Origin of the sequence: Algibacter marinivivus (assembly GCF_003143755.1) — a bacterium.
GTDB classification, from domain to species: domain Bacteria; phylum Bacteroidota; class Bacteroidia; order Flavobacteriales; family Flavobacteriaceae; genus Algibacter_B; species Algibacter_B marinivivus.
In genome coordinates this window covers 1841319-1861023 of record NZ_QFRI01000001.1, presented here as the reverse complement: position 1 = coordinate 1861023, position 19705 = coordinate 1841319, and the positions used below count along the sequence as shown (strand labels likewise).

16 protein-coding genes are annotated in these 19705 nt (G+C 31.3%); 5 read left to right on the top strand and 11 right to left on the bottom strand.

The genetic code is table 11. The features are described from left to right. Positions 1-15: 15 nt before the first annotated feature. The 9 genes from DIS18_RS08225 to alaS all read right to left on the bottom strand — a co-directional run bounded on the left by DIS18_RS08225 (position 16) and on the right by alaS (position 11895). Positions 16-666, bottom strand: coding sequence for a response regulator (locus DIS18_RS08225; RefSeq protein ID WP_109352501.1), 651 nt, complete (start codon positions 664-666; stop codon positions 16-18). Between the two features lie 70 nt (positions 667-736). Next, positions 737-2692 (bottom strand): tetratricopeptide repeat-containing sensor histidine kinase, encoded by a 1956-nt coding sequence (locus tag DIS18_RS08220; protein ID WP_109352500.1) that lies wholly within the window; start codon positions 2690-2692, stop codon positions 737-739. A 46-nt stretch (positions 2693-2738) separates the two neighbouring features. Beyond that, entirely contained in the window at positions 2739-4685 is a 1947-nt protein-coding gene (locus DIS18_RS08215; RefSeq protein ID WP_109352499.1) for an ATP-binding protein, read from the bottom strand. Positions 4686-4695: 10 nt separating this feature from the next. Continuing rightward, the gene (locus DIS18_RS08210; protein ID WP_109352498.1) at positions 4696-4971 is read right to left on the bottom strand and encodes a hypothetical protein; all 276 of its coding nucleotides are present in this window, start codon (positions 4969-4971) and stop codon (positions 4696-4698) included. A 239-nt stretch (positions 4972-5210) separates the two neighbouring features. Further along, positions 5211-7064, bottom strand: a complete 1854-nt coding sequence (locus DIS18_RS08205; protein WP_109352497.1) for an outer membrane protein assembly factor BamB family protein — start codon at positions 7062-7064, stop codon at positions 5211-5213. 63 nt (positions 7065-7127) lie between these two features. Next, positions 7128-7667, bottom strand: coding sequence for a DUF6252 domain-containing protein (locus DIS18_RS08200; protein ID WP_109352496.1), 540 nt, complete (start codon positions 7665-7667; stop codon positions 7128-7130). Positions 7668-7794: 127 nt separating this feature from the next. Continuing rightward, positions 7795-8739, bottom strand: a complete 945-nt coding sequence (locus DIS18_RS08195; RefSeq protein WP_109352495.1) for a GSCFA domain-containing protein — start codon at positions 8737-8739, stop codon at positions 7795-7797. Between the two features lie 8 nt (positions 8740-8747). Further along, positions 8748-9269: a hypothetical protein gene (locus DIS18_RS08190; RefSeq protein ID WP_109352494.1), complete on the bottom strand. Its 522-nt coding sequence runs from the start codon at positions 9267-9269 to the stop codon at positions 8748-8750. 13 nt (positions 9270-9282) lie between these two features. Then, the gene (alaS, locus tag DIS18_RS08185) at positions 9283-11895 is read right to left on the bottom strand and encodes an alanine--tRNA ligase (protein ID WP_109352493.1); all 2613 of its coding nucleotides are present in this window, start codon (positions 11893-11895) and stop codon (positions 9283-9285) included. Positions 11896-12117: 222 nt separating this feature from the next. Between alaS and DIS18_RS08180 the strand changes: the two genes are divergently transcribed. From DIS18_RS08180 to DIS18_RS08160, 5 genes are all read left to right on the top strand, one after another. Further along, entirely contained in the window at positions 12118-13089 is a 972-nt protein-coding gene (locus DIS18_RS08180) for a M23 family metallopeptidase (protein ID WP_109352492.1), read from the top strand. Then, positions 13089-13418: a MerR family transcriptional regulator gene (locus DIS18_RS08175; RefSeq protein WP_109352491.1), complete on the top strand. Its 330-nt coding sequence runs from the start codon at positions 13089-13091 to the stop codon at positions 13416-13418. Before DIS18_RS08180 ends, DIS18_RS08175 begins: the two co-directional genes overlap by 1 nt. Before the next feature lie 101 nt (positions 13419-13519). Then, the gene (locus DIS18_RS08170; protein ID WP_109352490.1) at positions 13520-14134 is read left to right on the top strand and encodes a LemA family protein; all 615 of its coding nucleotides are present in this window, start codon (positions 13520-13522) and stop codon (positions 14132-14134) included. A 1-nt stretch (position 14135) separates the two neighbouring features. Continuing rightward, the gene (locus tag DIS18_RS08165) at positions 14136-14576 is read left to right on the top strand and encodes a TPM domain-containing protein (RefSeq protein ID WP_109352489.1); all 441 of its coding nucleotides are present in this window, start codon (positions 14136-14138) and stop codon (positions 14574-14576) included. Between the two features lies 1 nt (position 14577). Further along, on the top strand, positions 14578-15438 hold the full coding sequence (locus DIS18_RS08160; protein WP_109352488.1) for a TPM domain-containing protein: 861 nt from the start codon (positions 14578-14580) through the stop codon (positions 15436-15438). An 81-nt stretch (positions 15439-15519) separates the two neighbouring features. Here the strand turns inward: DIS18_RS08160 and DIS18_RS08155 are convergent, their stop codons facing one another. Then, on the bottom strand, positions 15520-18084 hold the full coding sequence (locus tag DIS18_RS08155; protein WP_109352487.1) for a TlpA family protein disulfide reductase: 2565 nt from the start codon (positions 18082-18084) through the stop codon (positions 15520-15522). A gap of 173 nt (positions 18085-18257) precedes the next feature. Continuing rightward, positions 18258-19562 (bottom strand): ribosome biogenesis GTPase Der, encoded by a 1305-nt coding sequence (gene der, locus DIS18_RS08150; protein WP_109352486.1) that lies wholly within the window; start codon positions 19560-19562, stop codon positions 18258-18260. Between the last annotated feature and the right edge of the window lie 143 nt (positions 19563-19705).

Sequence of the window (19705 nt, the reverse complement as noted above, 5' to 3'; positions counted from 1 at the left end):
AAAGTTAAACCTAGTTTAAATTAAGTTATTCTTTTTGGCTTTTTGCACAGCCTCTAGCTTGTTGTGCACTTGAAGTTTTTTGTAAATATTCTCAATATGTTTTCTAATGGTTCCAACTGATAAAATAAGATTATCTGCTATCGCATTATAACTTAACCCTTTACTTAACTGCTCTAAAACATCAACTTCTCTTGGAGTCAATTTAATATCTTCTTGTTCTTGACTATTATCTATTTGCAAAGGGGTTCTTAGCAATTTCAAAGTTTTTAATGCTATAGATGGATTCATTGCTGCGCCTCCATTTAACGTCTCGATAATACCATCATGCAATTTTTCTGCATTTACCTCTTTTAATAAATAACCATCAGCTCCAGCTTTTATAGCGTTGAAAATGTTTTCATCATTATCAAAAATAGTCAACATGATTATTTTAATATGTGGATACTTTTGCTTTACTATTTCAGTAGTTTCAATGCCGTCTAAAACTGGCATTTCAATATCCATTAAAATAACATCTATGTTATGATTAACTTCAAGTTTTTCTAACAATTCTGAGCCATTCATCCCTGAAAATTTAACCTTTAAATCTTCAAAAAAGGATAATTTCTCTTCAACCGCTTTTATTAAAAACGTATTATCATCTGCTATGGCTATTTTTACATTCATCTAGTGTATTTCAAAAACTGAAATCTATTCATTATTATATTTAAAACCTATACGCAATTCATCGTATATTCTAAATCTCTAATGGTAGGATTATTTTAACTTGTGTTCCATTATCTATTTCACTTTCAATATTTAAAGAAGCATCTATCTCTTTAGCACGCTTTCTCATATTATTAATTCCATTGCTCAAAACAACTTCATTTTCATTAAACCCTTTTCCATCATCTGTAATACAAAATTCAATTTTTTTATCATGTTTTTTAATATCTACATTAATTTTTGAGGCATCAGCGTATTTAATTGAATTATTTATGGCTTCTTGAATAATTCTATAAATGTTCATTCCCTTTACAGAAGTAAACTCCATATTTTTTGATAAAGATTCAACTCTATTAAATTTAAAATTCACTCCCGATGATGAAACATCAGCCTTATCAATAAAATTTGAAATTCGTGTTTCTAAATCTTCTAAAGAAATGGCATTTTTATTCATAGCCCAAATAGTATCACGTAATTCATAAATAGTTTCTTTTGTAAAACCGCTTATACTTGACAATTTATTTGTTAGCTTTTCATTTTTAATCTTGAATCCATATTGTAAATTTTCAATAGAGGATATTATAAAAGTAAGTTGCGCACCAATATTATCATGTAAATCCCTAGATATTCTTAAACGCTGCTCTTGCAATCTATTTTGAGTTTCAATTTTAACCAAGGCTTCTTTAAGTTCTCCTTCTTTTTTTAACTGTCTATTTTTTAATTTCTGTTGATTAAATAGTAAATATCCTAAAAGAGAGACTACAACTGCTAAAATACCTAAACCAACAAGTTGCGTATTTTTCTTATTTAAATTAAGTTCTTTCTCAGCTATATCTGCGCGTTGAGATAAGATTTCTTTTTCTCTTTCAGCAGCATTATACTTTTCTTGTACTTCTGCAACTTCCTTAAGAACTTGATTACTAAAAATACTATCCTTTAAAGTTTTATATAATTCCCGATAATGAATAGCACTATCAGAATTTTTCTTGTAAACATAATAGTAAGCATATTTATCATAGGCATCCATTTTTAGTTCGTTAGCGTTTGATTCTTCAGAAAGTTTTAAACCCAATTTTAAGTTACTTTTAGCATTGTTAAACTTGCCTAAATCGATATTTAAACCAGCAAGATGTAATGAAGTACTAGCTATACCAAATTTATCATTTAACTCTTTTCTTAGGTCTAGAGATTTATTAAGGAATTTAATTGCTTCTGGGATTTCATTTTTACTTTGCAATAGGCTTCCATAATTATTATATAGTGTAGCCATTTCATTCTTATTACGTCGTTTTTCGGCTAATTCCATACCTTTTTTATAATATGAAATACTATTCAAAGTATCCTTTAAAAACAAATATGCATTAGCAATATTATTGTATGATTTAACTAAAGCCTCATCATCTTTAATTTCAGCATTTATCTTTGCTATTTCCAAATGCGCATTCAATGCCTTTTGGTATTGTTTTAGGCCCTTATAAATATTAGCAATATTATTCCTTAAGGCAGTAGCATATCTTATATTGTTTTTTGCTTCATAAATTTTCAATGCCTTAGTTGCATAAAAGATTGCTGAGTCCATTTTAAAAGTATTCTGATAAACAAGCCCCATTTTATTATACAAACTGGCAACCCCTAAAGAATCATTTAATCTCTGTCTTATTTTTAATGATTTTTGGTAAACATCAATTGCTTTAGGATATTCTGCAAGTCCATAATGTAAAATACCTATGTCATTATAAGCTTGAGCTTCACCAATTTTATTTTCTGTTTTTATTGAAAGCTTGAGTGCTAAACCACCATAATTGAAAGCAGAATCAGTGGATATGTTTCTATAATACCAACACAAATCACTATAAGTTTTAATTTTAATTGAGTCGTTAGGTTTTGATTCAATTACTAATTTTAAACTATCAATTATTTTTAAGTTTTTTTGAGGAAATACTAGATTAAAAAAAAAGAGAAAAAACAGTAAAATTAATCTCCACATAAGATAATTGATTTAATAATAGCATAGTGAAGATAAAAAAAATTGCTTACAGCTGAAGAATAATCGATGTTCCTTTATTTTCTGAGGATGTAATACTTAATAGTGCATCAATATCTTGAGCACGTTTTTTTATATTATTAAGTCCATTGCCGTCTTTCTGCATATTCAAATCAAAACCTTTACCATCATCTTGTATTTCAATCTGAACACTTTGGTCTTTTTTAAAAACATTAACCAATACGGTTTTTGCTTCAGAATATTTAATAGCGTTATTTACTGCTTCTTGAATAATTCTATAAATATTCATGCCTTCAACTGAAGTGAATTTTATATTTTTAGAAATGGCTTTATCTATTTTAAAATCAAACTGTATTGAACTTGCCGAAACATCAGCCTTATCAATAAAATTTGAAATACGTGTTTCTAAATCTTCTAAAGAAATAGCGTTTTTATTCATAGCCCAAATAGTATCACGTAATTCATAGATGGTCTCTTTTGTAAAACCACTAATGTTGGACAACTTATTAGTTAGCTTTTCATTTTTAATTTTAAATCCATACTGTAAATTCTCTATGGAAGAAATAATAAATGTAAGTTGTGCTCCAATGTTATCATGCAAATCTCTGGAAATTCTCAGTCGTTGCTCTTGCAATCTATTTTGGGTTTCAATTTTAATTAATGCTTCACTAAGTTCCTTTTCTTTTTGGAGCTGACGATTTTTAAGTTTTTGCTGACTGAATAATAAATACCCTAAAACTGATAAAACAATCGCTAAAACGCCTAAACCAATAAGTTGTGTGTTCTTCTTGTTTAAGTTAAGCTCTTTCTCAGCTATATCAGCACGTTGTGTTAAAATTTCTTTTTCACGCTCAGCAGTATTATACCGCTCTTGTACTTCTGCAATTTCCTCAGTTACTCGATTACTATAAATACTACTATTTAGTTTTTTATGTGCGCTATAATAATGCAAAATACTATCTGTGTTTTTTCTCTTTGAATAGTAATGCAATAAAAGCTCATATGCCTTTAACTCATTATCTTTAGCTTGTGTTTTTTTGGATAACTTTAAACCTTCATATAGTTTTGCTTTTGCATCATTATAATTTCCTGTTATTGTATTTATGTTCCCTAAATTTAACAACGCCTCAGATAATTCCACATCAGCATCAATTTTCTTACTAAGTTGATAAGACTTTTGATAAAATTTTAAAGCTTCCTTATACTTTTTTTGACCTTCGAGAATTATACCATAATCTGAATACACTATTGCTAATGTATTATCATAACCATTTAATTCTCCAATTTTAATACATTTATCGTAATAACTTAACCCTTTTAATGTGTCTTTTTTTGAAAGATAAGTATTCCCAATATTTAAATAAATATTAGACAAACCGAGAGAATCACTAATATCTTTAGACATTTCCAAAGTTTCAAAATGCACCTTTAAAGCATTATCATACTGATTCATTGATTCATATACTGCAGCTACATTCCCTTTACTTAAAAAAATGTGTCTTTTACTACCAAGAGCTGTATAAATATCTAGTGCCTTTAGGTTATAGGTAAGGCAAGAATCCATTTCGAATTTTTTATGATAAGCATAGCATAGTTTATTATATATACTCGCAATCCCCATGGAATCATTAATAGTTTTTCTGATTTTTAACGCCTTACGGTACAATTTAATTGACTCATCAAAATTAGAAGAGTAAGTATGAATTATACCTAAATCATTATAAGCTTGAGCTTCTCCAACAACATTATTGGTTTTTTGAGATAACTTGAGTGCTAAATTTCCATAATGAAATGCTGAATCATTTGAAATCCTTCCGTAATACCAGCACAAATCACTATAAGTTTTAATTTTAATTGAGTCGTTAGGTTTTGATTCAATAACTAGTTTTAAACTATCAATTATTTTTAAATTATTTTGAGAAATACAATGGAAACTTACTAAAACAAATAAGAATGAGAGAACTGTTTTTTTCATAAAAGCCTAGTTACTTACCAAATATAAGATTTTGAAACGAAATTAATTCTTTAGTAATAAATAGTAAACGCTCTAAAATTGAATTATTAAAATCGCTTAAAAGCTTTACTTTTTGAGTGTTTAAATGATTTTTATTACGCTCTAAATTATACTTCTCTATAAGTAAAGCATAATCCATATATCCTTTTTTTTTAATTAGATAAAAATCAAAACTTACTTTTAAAGTACAAATAAGCACTAAGAATACTACAAAAAAGATTACGACTCCTAACCAATCAAACACCATATCCGCAAAGAATTTTAGTTTGATTTAATCGATAAAGTAGCCCATAAAAAAAGCACCAAGTACCAATCAATTTCTTGATTAATAGTATTGGTGCTTTTTGATATGAACTGATTAATAGCATTTTAAATCTACAATTTAAAGTGATATCTCATTAAAATTTTCGTTTAAGTGTGATAAAAAAAGATTAAGCGCAATAATCTGATTACCACGCCTAATCAAACAAATCTCAACAACAAGATTTATTTTTTAAGGTCGTAAGCATATATAGTTTTATCGTTTGGCTTGTAATACAATACACCACCAAATTCATCAACTTTATATTCCGGCTTTTTGTCTTTTATTAAAATTTCTTTCTCAACATCTCCTGTATCTTTATCCAATTTCATTAAACCAACACCATCATCTAGTTTTGTTAAAACAAATTGTGCATCTTGAGTTGCTGATGTTGCCGTAAAACGTTTTAACATTTCAGCCACTGATGCGCTTGAAATATTAGCCATACCTTGAGCCATATTATTTAAACGTTCCCCTCTGGCAGTGTACTGACCAATGTAATTACGCTCATAACCTGCCTCATAAGCTGCAGAGGCAGATGCTGTTGCAGACGCTAAAGCCATTGCTCCTGCTAAAACTGCTCCAAAAGCACTTTTACCTGGCGCTCTTTTGTATTCATGCCACTTTAGTTTACCATCCCAATCTAAAAGCATCATGTTTTGATCTGATGACAATAAAATACCACTATCTCTAACTTCTATATCTGTTGGATCTTCTTTACCATCAAAATTTGCTTCCATTAACAATTCTGAAGTTCCAGAGTTAGCATCAATACTGAATAGTTTTTCATCAGCAAGGATTAAATACTTATCATTTTTCGCATCATAATCAGAACTTACTCTATTTGCTCTTTTAAACTTGAGTGGTTTTTTCCATATTTGATCTCCAGTATTCAAATTAACAATATTGGCATCTTCTGAAGTAATATAAATCAAACCTTGAGGCGTTGTTGCCATGGTAAGAATATTTTCTCCAGTTTTTAATGGTTTTTTAAATAGTGTAGTACCATCATAAGCTACTTTATTAATACCTCCTTCTTGAATTCCAAAAAGAATACCATCATCCATGATGTAAAAATGCTGAACATATCCTTGAGTTTTTGGAGCTTTTTCCCAAAGGTCAACACCGTTTGCAGCACTTAATAACGTAATTTTAGACTCCGCTTTTGCAGCAGCTAATTTTGCTAGTCCTTTTTTTCCAGAATCTGCTACATCACTAACAACAGCAATTCCTTGAGGTATAATTTCAAAATTAGATATCTGCCCTTTTACTTTGCGTTCTTCAGCCCAAGTAGAAGCACCATTAGCTCCAATTTTAAAAATCTTTGTGTTTTTTCTATTAGAAGTTTCAGCAAAAGCATAAATATCTTTTTCTGTTTTATCAGCAACCATCCAGCCTATATTTTTCAATTCATTCTCCCAAATAACTTTTCCAGAATTCATATCTACTTTCATCAAACCTTTTGTAGTTGGTATGATAATTCCATCAGAAAGCACTAATGGTGTTCCCATTACAGCCTTAGTTCCTTTAAATATATATTGACTTAATTCTTTACCCGAAGCCAAATCATACATGGCCAAAGCCTGTGGAAACAGCATCCCGACTTTTCTTTGACCCGTTACCATAAGCCTGTTTTGAGACAATAACAATTTAGTTCTGCTTATAGATTTCCATCCATTTTCTTCTGCATTAAAAATTGTTTTTCCAGACATGTAATCTATTATAGACCTTTTCTTTACCAATCCTACTCCAAAACCTGCTTTACTTACAATAACATAAGGAGCCCCAGAAACAATCTCTAATTCCGTTTCTGGATTTATTTTCCCATAGTCAGTAAAATTAAACAGCAAACCTTCTTGCCCAGGTTTTATGGCTGCTAACCCATCATTTGTGGTTACTATAACGGTGCCACCGTCTGTAATAGTCATCTCTCCTATCTTTGCACCTAAATCATAATTCTGGTCAGGTGTTTCTGCTTTTTGTGCGTTTAACATTAGCGTACCAGCTAATAGAAAAACAAATATTTTAAAATTTTTCATTGTTGAATTTGTTTTAAATTATAATCGCACCCTATACAATTAATAGAATGCGATATATTAGTATTAGACATCCATTCTAGAAAGATTAAACTTTCCGTTAGCTACATCTTTAACCGAACTATCTTTAGCGTTTTTACCTTTAAAAGAAAATTCCCCTTCAATATTACTATCGGTTTCTTTAGTAATAATTACAGATTCCTCAGCGCTATTTTCATAAGGTGCACTCCAAATATTTGTACTGTTTGGATCTGTTGGATTACTTACATCTGTTTCAGTATAAATACCTGTATTTGAATTTAATCCTGAAGAATCAATCTTATAAGTACCTTCTCCAGTATAATTCCAGATAACGATATTTATAGATTGCCCATCAGAATTACTACTTTGAATCGTAAGCGTTTTTCCTTGCCCTCCTAAGTCTGCAACCGTAGCTTGACCTAAATCTTTAAAATTCTTGAATCCAGCGCCATCTATATCGGCTGTCATAGTTCCAGAGCCTACTGCTCCGCCAGAACCAGAGTTGTCATCATCTTTTGAACATGATGTAAATGTTAGTAATGATCCCACCATTACGAATAACATAATTTGTTTTAAATTTCTCATTGTTGAATTATTTATATGATTAATAGTCTTACAAAACTGCAACAAAAGAGAAGTGGAATCAATACGAAGAATTACGTATATTTTGATTTACGATGGAAGATTTTTGAATTACGGAAATAGATTCCTGTTAAAACTTAATGCGAGGAAATTGAGATTGAAGTACTCTTTTCTTTGCTTCTAAATTTTGAAGAAATGTTTTATAAGATTGAGATTGAGGATTGAATGGTTTATGCTGAAGTCCTTTTTGAATAGTATCTACTTCATCCATAATATTAAAAGACTTATCAGAAACCCAAACTGTTTTAAAGATATCCCAGATATAATTGATAGCTAATTGATTTGGGTGAATCATATCTTCGTTATAAAAACGATAATCACGAAGTTCGTCCATCATTATTTCATAAGACGGAAAATAGAATGATTGATTTTTTACAACTTGATGAATAGCAGCAATTAAATGAGCTTTACTTTGCGTATTCTCAACAAAACCATCTTTTAAATGACGCACAGGAGATACCGTAAAGATTATTGAAGCATTATTGTTCATACTTCTTATTAAACTAAGTGAATTTTTTAAAGAGTTTGAAACAGCTTCAACAGACAATAACTCTTTTTTAAATTGTTTTTGAGGTATTTTATGGCAATTTGCAACAATGCTATCTGTATTTATATCACGGTATACCCAAGAAGTTCCTAAAGTGATAATAATATGTGTTGACTCTTTGATTTGTGTACTGGTAAGCTCAATTTGAGAATTCAACTTATTTAATAAATCTTCTTTTGAAGAACAACTTAATTTTGAATGTATATCAAAACAATGCCACTGCTCATTATGAAAAAACACATCCTTTTCAGTATACTGTTTACTTTCAATTGAATTTTTAATTAAAGCATCAATAGCTTTTGGATGAAATAATATTCCGAAAGGGTTTTGAAAGTTTTGAAACTTAAAATAATCTAGTTTTTTACCTATATTTTCTGAAAAGCAAGAACCAAGCAAAAATATATTGGAGTTAAAGTCTATTTGATTATTAGACTGCTTTTCTAATTTTATTTTGGTTTGAAGATTCAATTTATCAACTAATTTTTATCTTTCTTCTGCTTTTCTTTTTCAAGTTTCTTTCTTTCTCTTTCTTTCTTTTTCTTATCTAATTTGATCCTTGTTCTCTCAATATTACTTTTTAAACTTTCAATTTTCTTATTTGAAAATTCTAACTTTTCAGTATTTTTCCTTATTTGACTTTGAACTTTATCTATGGATTTTTTTATCTTTTCCTTCTTTTTTTCAGATTCTCTATTAGATTCTTGTTTCAAACTTCTAACTTGAGATAACTCATTATTTAACTTTTCTAAATTTGTATTTAAAATGTTAATCCTTTTTTTGAGTTTTATTTTTTTATTTTCTTCTTTATATAACTTTTGTTCATCTGTCTGAATATTATTTTGTAACATTCTCATCATTTGCATTTGCTGCTGCATCATCTGTTGTTGCCCTTGCATATGATTATTTATTTGAACTCTAGTTGGTGCCGTTGGAAATTGCTGAGCCAAAAAAACTGTTGGAAAAAGCATCACTATTAGTAAAATAATTTTTGTCTTCATTGTTTTAAAAAAATTATAAAATGTATCCTTTGGAAGCTTTTAAAGCATCGTCAATCCCGCCAGGGTTCTTCCCACCAGCAGTAGCAAAAAATGGTTGTCCACCACCACCTCCCTGGATGTATTTACCTAATTCTCTAACGACTTGTCCAGCATTTAAATCCTTACTTACAACTAATTCTTTTGAAATGTAGCAAGACAATAATGCTTTACCATTTTGTTCGGTAGCTAAAAGCAAGAATAGGTTATCAAACTGACTTCCTAATTCAAAAGCCACATCTTTTAAACCTCCAGCGTCTAAGTCTAGCTTTTTTGCTAAGAAGTTAACACCATTAATATTTTCCAATTCGTTTTTAAGTTCGCCTTTTACGTTTTTAGCTTTATCCTTAAGTAAGCTTTCAATTTGCTTTTTAAGGTTTGTGTTTTCTTCTTGAAGATTTTGAAGTGCTTTTACAGGCTCTTTTGCATTGTTCAACAAATCTCTCATTTCAAAATAAGCACGGTTATTTTCAAAATAGAAATCTTTTACAGCATCATTGGTAATCGCTTCAATTCTTCTAATACCAGAAGCAACTGCTCCTTCCGAAACTATTTTAAAATGCCATATATCAGCAGTATTATTTACATGCGTACCTCCACAAAGTTCAATTGATTTCCCAAATCGGATGGCGCGAACCGTATCTCCATATTTTTCACCAAATAAACTCATAGCACCTTCTGCAATAGCTTCTTCTTTTGGCACATTACGCATTTCTTCCAATGGTAATTTCCCTTCAATACGTCTGTTTACAAAATTCTCAACATCTCTTAATTCTTCAACAGTTAATTTTGAAAAGTGTGAAAAATCAAAACGTAAATATTTTGAGTGTACTGCACTCCCTTTTTGCTCTACATGCGTTCCTAAAACTTCTCGTAATGCTTGATGTAATAAATGTGTTGCAGTATGATTACATTCTGTTCTATGTCGTTGTTTAGAATCTACAACGGCTTTAAACGACTCATTAATATGCTTAGGCAAGTTTTTAGCAAAATGGATTATCACGTTATTTTCCTTTTTGGTATCTAAAATATAAACCACATCACCATGTGTATCTTCCAAATACCCTTTATCTCCAACTTGTCCACCTCCTTCTGGATAAAACGGTGTTAAATTAAATACTAACTGATACATGTCTCCATCTTTTTTAGAGGTCACTTTTCTGTATCGTGTTAATTTCACATTCGCCTCTAAAGTATCATAGCCTACAAACTCTTCTTCTGCATCATCAACTAAAATAGTCCAATCGTCAGTAGACATTTCACTTGCTGCACGAGATCTACTTTTCTGTTTTTGTAACTCAACATTAAAGCCTTCTTCATCAAGTTTTAATCCTTTTTCAGAAAGAATCAATGCTGTTAAATCAATTGGAAACCCATAAGTATCATATAATTCAAAAGCTTTTTCGCCAGAAACGGTATCACCATTTGTTTCGTCTACAATTCTATTTAGTAACACTAAACCTTGATCTAGAGTTCTTAAAAAAGACTGTTCTTCTTCTTTAATTACATTTTCAATAAGTTGCTTTTGAGCTTTCAATTCAGGGAATGCTTTTCCCATTCTTTTACTCAAAACATCAACTAATCTATAAATAAAAGGTTCCTTCTTGTCAAGAAATGTAAAACCGTAACGTACCGCTCGACGTAAAATTCTTCTAATAACATAACCTGCTCCTGTATTACTTGGCAATTGCCCATCTGCTATTGAGAAGGCTACCGCACGAACATGGTCTGAAATAACACGAATGGCCACATCTGCCTTTTCGTTTTTACCGTAATTTTTATTTGTAATCGTTTCAATCTCTCTAATAAGTGGCGTAAAAACATCGGTGTCATAATTTGACTGTACGCCTTGAAGTACCATACACAAACGCTCAAATCCCATACCAGTATCAATATGCTTATTTGGAAGCGTTTCTAGCGAACCATTTGCTTTTCGGTTGTATTGCATGAAAACCAAGTTCCAAATTTCAACTACTTGTGGGTGGTCTTCGTTTACTAAATCTTTACCAGAAATTTTCGCTTTTTCTTCTGCAGAACGAATATCTACATGAATTTCACTACAAGGTCCGCATGGTCCTTGATCGCCCATTTCCCAGAAATTGTCCTTTTTATTTCCTTTTAAAATGCGATCTTCAGAAATGTACTGCTTCCAAATATCATAAGCCTCAGTATCCATTCCTATACCATCAGTATCATCGCCTTCAAAAACAGTAACGTATAAAATCTCTTTATCGATACCGTAAACTTCAGTTAAAAGCTCCCAAGCCCAAGCAATAGCTTCCTTTTTAAAGTAATCGCCAAAACTCCAATTTCCAAGCATTTCAAAAAGTGTATGGTGGTATGTATCATATCCAACCTCTTCTAAATCGTTATGCTTTCCTGAAACACGTAAACACTTTTGAGAATCTGTAATACGGTTGCTTTTAGGCTTTGCATTTCCTAAAAAATACTCCTTAAAAGGCGCCATCCCTGAGTTAACAAACATTAAAGTTGGGTCGTCTTTTAAAACCATAGGTGCAGATGGCACTATGCTATGCTTCTTTTCTTCAAAAAAACTTAAAAATTTCGATCGTACTTCTTGTGACTTCATCTATCGTTATTGAGCATCTTTGTCTCTATTAAATTCTTTTTAATAGGAAACAATTTTTATATTTACTCTCCAAAATTATTTAAAATAAAGGAGACTGTTAACCTGTAATTAAATTTTTAGTGTAATTACTATAAAAATAATTTCGTAGGTTTGTTCGTTTACATACTAGAAACAGCACTTATGCTGTTTAAATTTAGTTGCAAAAATAGTATAATTTAAGGAATGAGTAAGGTAAAATATTACTACGATAAAGAATCACTCTCTTACCGTAAAATTGAGCGTAAAAAGCGTACTACATTTAAGTATGCTACTATATTTATTTTAGCTGCTGCTTTTTTTGCATTTATTTTTGTTTTTATTGCTAGTCAGTATGTTGAATCTCCAAAAGAACGTGCTTTAAAAAGAGAGCTTCAAAATGCACAATTGCAGTTTGAATTGCTTAATAAAAAAATGGAGCATGCTGAAGCCGTTTTAGAAAATATTGCCGATAGAGATAATAATATTTATCGTGTTTATTTTGAAGCAAATCCTATTCCTGACGAACAACGTCGAGCTGGATTTGGAGGTATTAATAGATATAAAAATCTGGAAGGGTTTGACAATTCAAAATTAATTATTGAAAGCAATAAACGATTAGATATTTTACAAAAGCAAATTGTAGTACAATCTAAATCGCTTGATGAAATTAAAATACTTGCTGAAGAAAAAGAAAAACTTTTGGAAGCAATTCCTGCAATACAACCTGTTAGCAATGAAAATTTAACACGAATGGCTTCTGGATATGGTATGCGTTCTGACCCTTTTACTAAAGTTAGAAAAATGCATTGGGGTATGGATTTTACAGCACCTCGAGGTACACCTGTTTATGCTAGTGGAGACGGCGTTGTGGAACGTGCAGACAGTAACTCATCTGGGTACGGTAAGCACATTAGAATAAACCATGGTTATGGATACACCAGTTTGTATGCCCACTTGTACAAATACAATGTTAGAAAAAATCAAAAAGTAAAACGAGGCGACTTAATAGGTTTTGTAGGTAGCACAGGACGCTCTGAAGCTCCTCATTTACATTATGAAATATTTAAAGACGGAGACCGTATTAATCCCATAAACTTCTATTATGGTAGTTTAACTGCGGAAGAATTTAACAAACTTCTAGAGCATGCTTCTTTAGAAAATCAATCCCTCGATTAATGCATATAGACTTACCAGAAAAACGATATTACGGTATTGGCGAAGTTGCCAAAGCATTTGGGGTGAATACCTCTTTAATTAGATTCTGGGAAAAAGAATTTGATGTTCTTAAACCTAAAAAAAACGCAAAAGGCAACCGTAAGTTTACACCAGAAGATATTAAAAATCTTAAATTTATTTATCATTTGGTTAAGGAACGTGGGTTCACGCTTGAAGGTGCCAAAACACATCTAAAAGAAGAAAAAAAACAAGCACTTAATAATTTTGAAATTATTAGTAAGCTAGAAGATGTTAAAAATCAGCTTATCAAAATCAAGCAGCATCTTTAAAAGTTTAATATCCATTAAAAATGGAAAAAATATTAAACTCAAGTAACTTTTACATAAAATTTGTGTCTAACAATTAATAATAACACACTAAAATATTTATCATGAAAAAAGGAGTAATTGCAGGGTTAGGCTGTGGAGCCTTAATAGTAATAGGGCTAATAGTTTTAGTTCTAGTTGGAGGAGGTTTCGCTTATAATTTTAACAATACGGCAGTAGAATATGAAGCTGATGCAAAAACAGCTTGGTCAGATGTTGAAAGTGCCTACCAACGTCGTGCAGATTTAATACCAAATCTAGTTGCCACTGTAAAAGGGTATGCTGCTCATGAAAAAGAAACTTTAGAAGGCGTTATAAAAGCCCGTTCTGAAGCAACAAAAACAACTATTGATGCTGGCGATTTAACTCCTGAAAAAATGGCTCAATTTCAACAAGCACAACAAGGTTTAAGCGGTGCATTATCTAGATTACTAGTTACTGTAGAGCGTTATCCAGATTTAAAAGCTGATAAAAGTTTTTTAGAATTACAATCACAACTTGAAGGAACTGAAAATAGAATTAATGTCAGCAGAGATCGTTTTAATGAGAAGGTAAATATCTATGATAAACACACCACAAAATTTCCTGGAAAACTTTTTGCAAGTTGGTTCGGATTTGAAGAAATGGCGCGTTTTAAAAGTGCTCCAGGTAGTGAAAATGCTCCTAAAGTAGAGTTTTAACATGCCAAATAACGTTGAAGATTTTCTAACTGCATCTGAAGAACAAGAGATTGTTGAAGCTATTCGGGTTGCAGAATTAAATACTTCAGGAGAAATTCGTGTACATATTGAAAAAACATGTAAGGGCGATGCTACAAATCGCGCTTTAGACCTTTTTCATACGCTGAAAATGGATAATACCAAACTTCAAAATGCGGTATTAATATATTTAGCTATTGAAGACAAAACCTTTGTTATTTATGGTGATAAAGGTATAAACGATATGGTTGAGGATAACTTTTGGAATAGCACCAAAGATGTTATGCAATTGCATTTCAAAAAAGGAGACTTTAAAGAAGGTTTAATTGAAGGTGTTTTAAAATCTGGAGAAAAGCTTAAAAAATATTTCCCTTATACTGATTCTGATTCAAACGAATTAACAAACGAAATCTCTAAAGGATAGCATGCCAAATCACTCAGTATTTAGTATTAAATCGTGGTATAATGTTAAAAACAATATTATACTCGCGCTACTATTTACTTTATTTTCTCTTAGTTTTTCTTTTGCGCAGTACGATATTCCTGAAAAACCAACAAAAGCAAATCCAGATGCTGTTTACGATTATATAAACTTACTTTCTTCCTCACAAAAAAATAACTTAGAACGAAAGCTTGTAAAGTATTCTGACACTACCTCAACACAAATTGTTGTTGCTATTATCAATTCCACCAATGGTGAAAACATAAATTATTTAGGTGCTAAATGGGGACAAAAATGGGGTATTGGACAAGAAAAAGAAGATAATGGTATACTAATACTATTAGCAAAAGGAGACAGAAGAATTGCTATAAATACAGGCTACGGTGTAGAACATTTATTAACTGATGCGATGTCTAAACGCATTATCGAGCGAGACATTATCCCTTACTTTAAACAAAACGATTACCCTGGTGGATTAAACAGAGGTGCCGATGCGATATTTGAAGTCATGAATGGCGAATACAAAGGCACTCGTCAATCTAATCAAAGTGATTTCCCTATTGGATTAATCTTCATACTGATTTTCATATTTATTATCATCTTAATATCAATTTCTAAAAATAGACGTGGTGGCGGTGGTAATCGTGGAAACCGCTCTTCGGGAAGTGATTTATTAGAAGCCATAATTTTAAGCAATATGGGACGTGGCAGTTATCGAAGAGGATCTAGTGGTTGGGGCGGAAGCTCTGGCGGCGGTGGATGGTCCTCTGGCGGAGGTGGCGGATTTGGCGGTGGCTTCGGCGGTGGCGGCTTTGGAGGCGGCGGTGCTTCTGGGGGGTGGTAACATGAGATAAACTAAATTTAAATGATAGAAAAAAGAGAGGTAATTTAACCTCTCTTTTTTCTGTTTAATATCCCGTATATTTTATTTTGATAATTCAGCCTGAAATATTTGTTTTAACTTACTGTTAGATGTGTATTTCATTTTAGGCTTTACAACCTCTCCCAACTTATCTACAAGAACATAATGCGGAATACCAGAAATATTAAATTTTTGTTGTAGATAGTTCCATTCGTCAGCAGATACTCGATAATGCTCGCCTTTAATATTGGCAATAGCATTCCTCCATGTTCCCTCTGGCGAGGTTTGATTGGTGATGTATAAAAACACCACATCTTCATCGGCCATTACTTCTTTTAGTGGTGCAATTTTTTTTATGCCTGATTTACATGGCCCACACCAGGTAGCCCAAAAATCTACATAAACCACTTTGCCCTTAAATTTTTTAAGCATGGAGTTAAATAGCTCATCTCCTTCATTGTTTTCAACATTATGAATAGTGTACCCTCCTTTTGTCTTATTTCGTTCAATCTTTTCTTTGGTTTGCGTATTACAAAATGTCAAGTAGTCTTTTAAAAACGATGTTTGCAACTCTTCCTGAGCAACCGCCAACATATCATCTTCATAAAACTTATAATCTTCAAATTGTTTGCATAGGTTTTGCATTTTCATAATATCCTGCAAAAAGGAATTCTGCCTTCCGAAAAACGCTTGCATTTTTTTATCTCTTACTTCATTCAGGCGTGCCTTAAAAATCTCAGATGTATGTTCATTAAATTTATCATAAAATGTTTTAAGTACACCTGTAAACTGTTTATTAAATAAGTGCTCTTCTTCAATTTCAATAGGTGTCTTTAAAACCTCTAAGGCTTCTACCATTTTTGCTTCTTCTTCTGTAATTGCAATATTAATAGTTTTTAAATAGCCCACTACATTAAGAATAAAGTCATGTTTCGGTTGGTCTTGTTTCTTTGTATATGCTGATACATCCTTAAAATGTTTCTTATATTTTTTGAAGAATGCTTGTCTGGTGTCTCCATAAGTCTTTTGGAACTTTCCCTCTTTAGCAAGCATTTCAGGAGTTTCAATTTGCTTACTGAATTCTACCATGTTAAGTTCTCCTGTAGTTAATTCAACGCCTTTTTTCTGTAACCAATAAGATATCTCAACTTTGCTTAAGTTTGTAAGCCTTTTTTCATTAAAAATATTGGCATGCATTAACCTATTAGCAAAAAAGTAAAAGCTATTCGATAATGTTAACAGTTGATTATCTAAAATATCATTAGATAAAAAATCATAATATTTATCACTCACCTCAAACTCCTCATAAGGCACTTTATCCTCTTCGTTTTTGGCTTTTTTATTTTTATTAACTATGGAACTGCGATACATATCGTAACTCAGTAGCATATCGTAATATCCCAATTCGATTTCTACGTTCTTTATTTGTAATGCTTTTTTATTAACGAAGTTTTCCTTTTGAAATGCACTGAGCTTGCCCAGTGTTTCTTCCTTTAGTTCTTGGCATAATTTAGTATAATCCTCTGGAGATGTTTCTCCTATTTTTTTATACTGTTTCTTACTTAACCCAAACCTAATGGTTTTTAAATTTTGTAAGTCGGTATTAATTTGGGCATTATCTCCCATAAAATAGGAATCTTTGTTATGTATGTAATGAAACGCTTCTTTATTAGGTTCTAAAAACACATCGTATCTGCCAGTTGGCATTTTTACATAAACCGTTTGTGGATGCGTTAATGCTAGCTTCACTTTAAAACTTCCATCCTCGCTTATTTTAACCAAATGAGATTCTTGGCCTCCTAAAAATGTATTATTGACATGAAGCATTCCAGTTTTTTGTTTCATTTTTTTAGAAAACCCATTAATCATTCCAGAATAAGTTGTAGAACCTATTGTAAACTCAACGTTTTCAAAAGCCTCATCATTTTGCATTTTAAAATCTGGGTTGAATACCTTTTCTGTACTATAATCTTGTAGTGACTTAGGTGAACCGCCAAAAGCTACCATTCCATTTATCCCAAGTTTTGCATTTATGGTTTTAACCTCACCACCTTTCTCTAAAGTTATAGTATATTTTTTTCCTTTTTGGTCAACAGATTTATAATTCCAAACTATACCATTTAAAATGGCATATTTCGAATTAAAACCATAATCCCAACGATTACTACCATCAGCTAAATACCAATTCCCCCGAAGCTCTTTCGGTAATAATACACTATTTTCATCTTCTTGTAATACAATATCATAAATACCGCCACCACCTTTTTTTTCTACACCAAATTCAATAGTTTTAGCAGTTTTGCTTAAAGGTGGAAAATATAGTTGATATGTGACTTCTCCCGATTTTGGAAAATAATTTCTTTTGAATTTTGCTCCCGTGAGTTTAATAGTAAATAATTTTTTATCTCCACTTAAATCTTGGATGTAAGACTCTTCGTGCAAATGAAAATAACCCCAAGGCAACTTTTTTAATTTGAAATGCAACACCGTTGTAGTATCGCGTATTTCAATTTTTGCAATTTCTCCTGGATATGAGGCGAACCCGTATTCTGGATTTTCAATGATTTTTTGAGCAAAGGTATAAGATGATACTAATCCTATAAAAAGGATATAAACGATTTTTTTCATAATTGTTTGATTGATATTACAAAATTGTGATTTGAAAAAAGGGAAAGACAAAAAAGAGATATGATTAAACACATTCCAATTTTCATATATATTATTAATAGCTAACTATTAACGAATATAAAGCATATTTCGTATGATTATTCTTAAAAAAAACCTAATTTTCAGAAGGGATTTTATTTCTTACGCATATAAACACTTATAGGCACACCATTAAACCCAAAATTTTCACGCAATTTATTTTCTAAATAACGCTTGTAAGCGTCTTTAACATATTGCGGTAGGTTACAAAAAAAAGCGAATTGAGGTTGTGGTGTTGGTAATTGCATGATGTATTTAATCTTAACAAATTTACCTTTGTAAGCTGGCGGCGGATAACGTTCTATCAGAGGCAACATAATGTCATTCAACTGGCTTGTTTTAATCTTTTTGGTACGGTTTTTATAAACCTCAACAGCTGTTTCAATAGCTTTAAAAATACGCTGTTTTGTTAATGCTGAAATAAATATCACAGGAACATCCGTAAAAGGTTCCATTTGTTTTTTAATAGCACGCTCGTATTCTTTAACAGATTTATGATCTTTCTCAACTAAATCCCATTTATTTACTAGTACAACAATCCCTTTTCTATTTCGTTCAGCCAACCAAAAAATATTTTGAACTTGACCATCAAAACCTCTATTGGCATCTAAAACCAATAAACAAACATCGGCATGCTCAATAGCTCTTACACTTCTCATAACTGAGTAGAACTCTAAATCTTCTTTAACTTTAGATTTTCTTCTAATTCCTGCAGTATCAACTAAATTAAATTCAAAACCAAAACGGTTGTATTTAGTATCAATTGCATCTCTTGTAGTTCCAGCAATATCAGTTACAATATATCTATCCTCTCCAATAAGCGCATTTATAAATGATGATTTCCCAGCATTTGGACGACCAACAACTGCGAAACGAGGTAAATCTTCTTCAATAACCTCTTCCTTTTCTGGTAAAGCTTCAACTAATGCATCTAACAATTCACCTGTTCCGCTACCATTTATACTTGCAACTGTATAATATTCCCCTAAACCAAGAGCATAAAATTCAACTGCATCTTCAGCACGTTTCCCGTTATCAACTTTATTAACCACCAAGAAAACAGGTTTAGTAACCTTTCTAAGCAATCTAGCAACATCTTCATCCATTCCTGTAACGCCAGACTCTACATCAACCATAAAAATAATGGCATCAGCTTCATCAATAGCTAATTCAACTTGCTTATCGATTTCAGCTTCAAAAACATCATCACTTCCTTTTACGTATCCTCCAGTATCTATTAAAGAAAATTCTCTTCCGTTCCAATCACTTTTACCATAGTGTCGATCTCTTGTAACACCACTTACAGCATCAACAATAGCTTCTCTTCTTTGAATTAAACGATTAAAAAATGTGGATTTTCCAACATTTGGCCTTCCTACTATTGCTACTATATTACTCATATTCTTTGTATTACGTTTTACATCTATCCGATGCCTTTATTATTTCTATCCGAAATATTTTGCAAAAATAGGAAATATAGACGACGCAAAGTTCTTTTTTAAGAAAGATTGAAATTATAAAGAAAAAATAGTAATTTACTTGA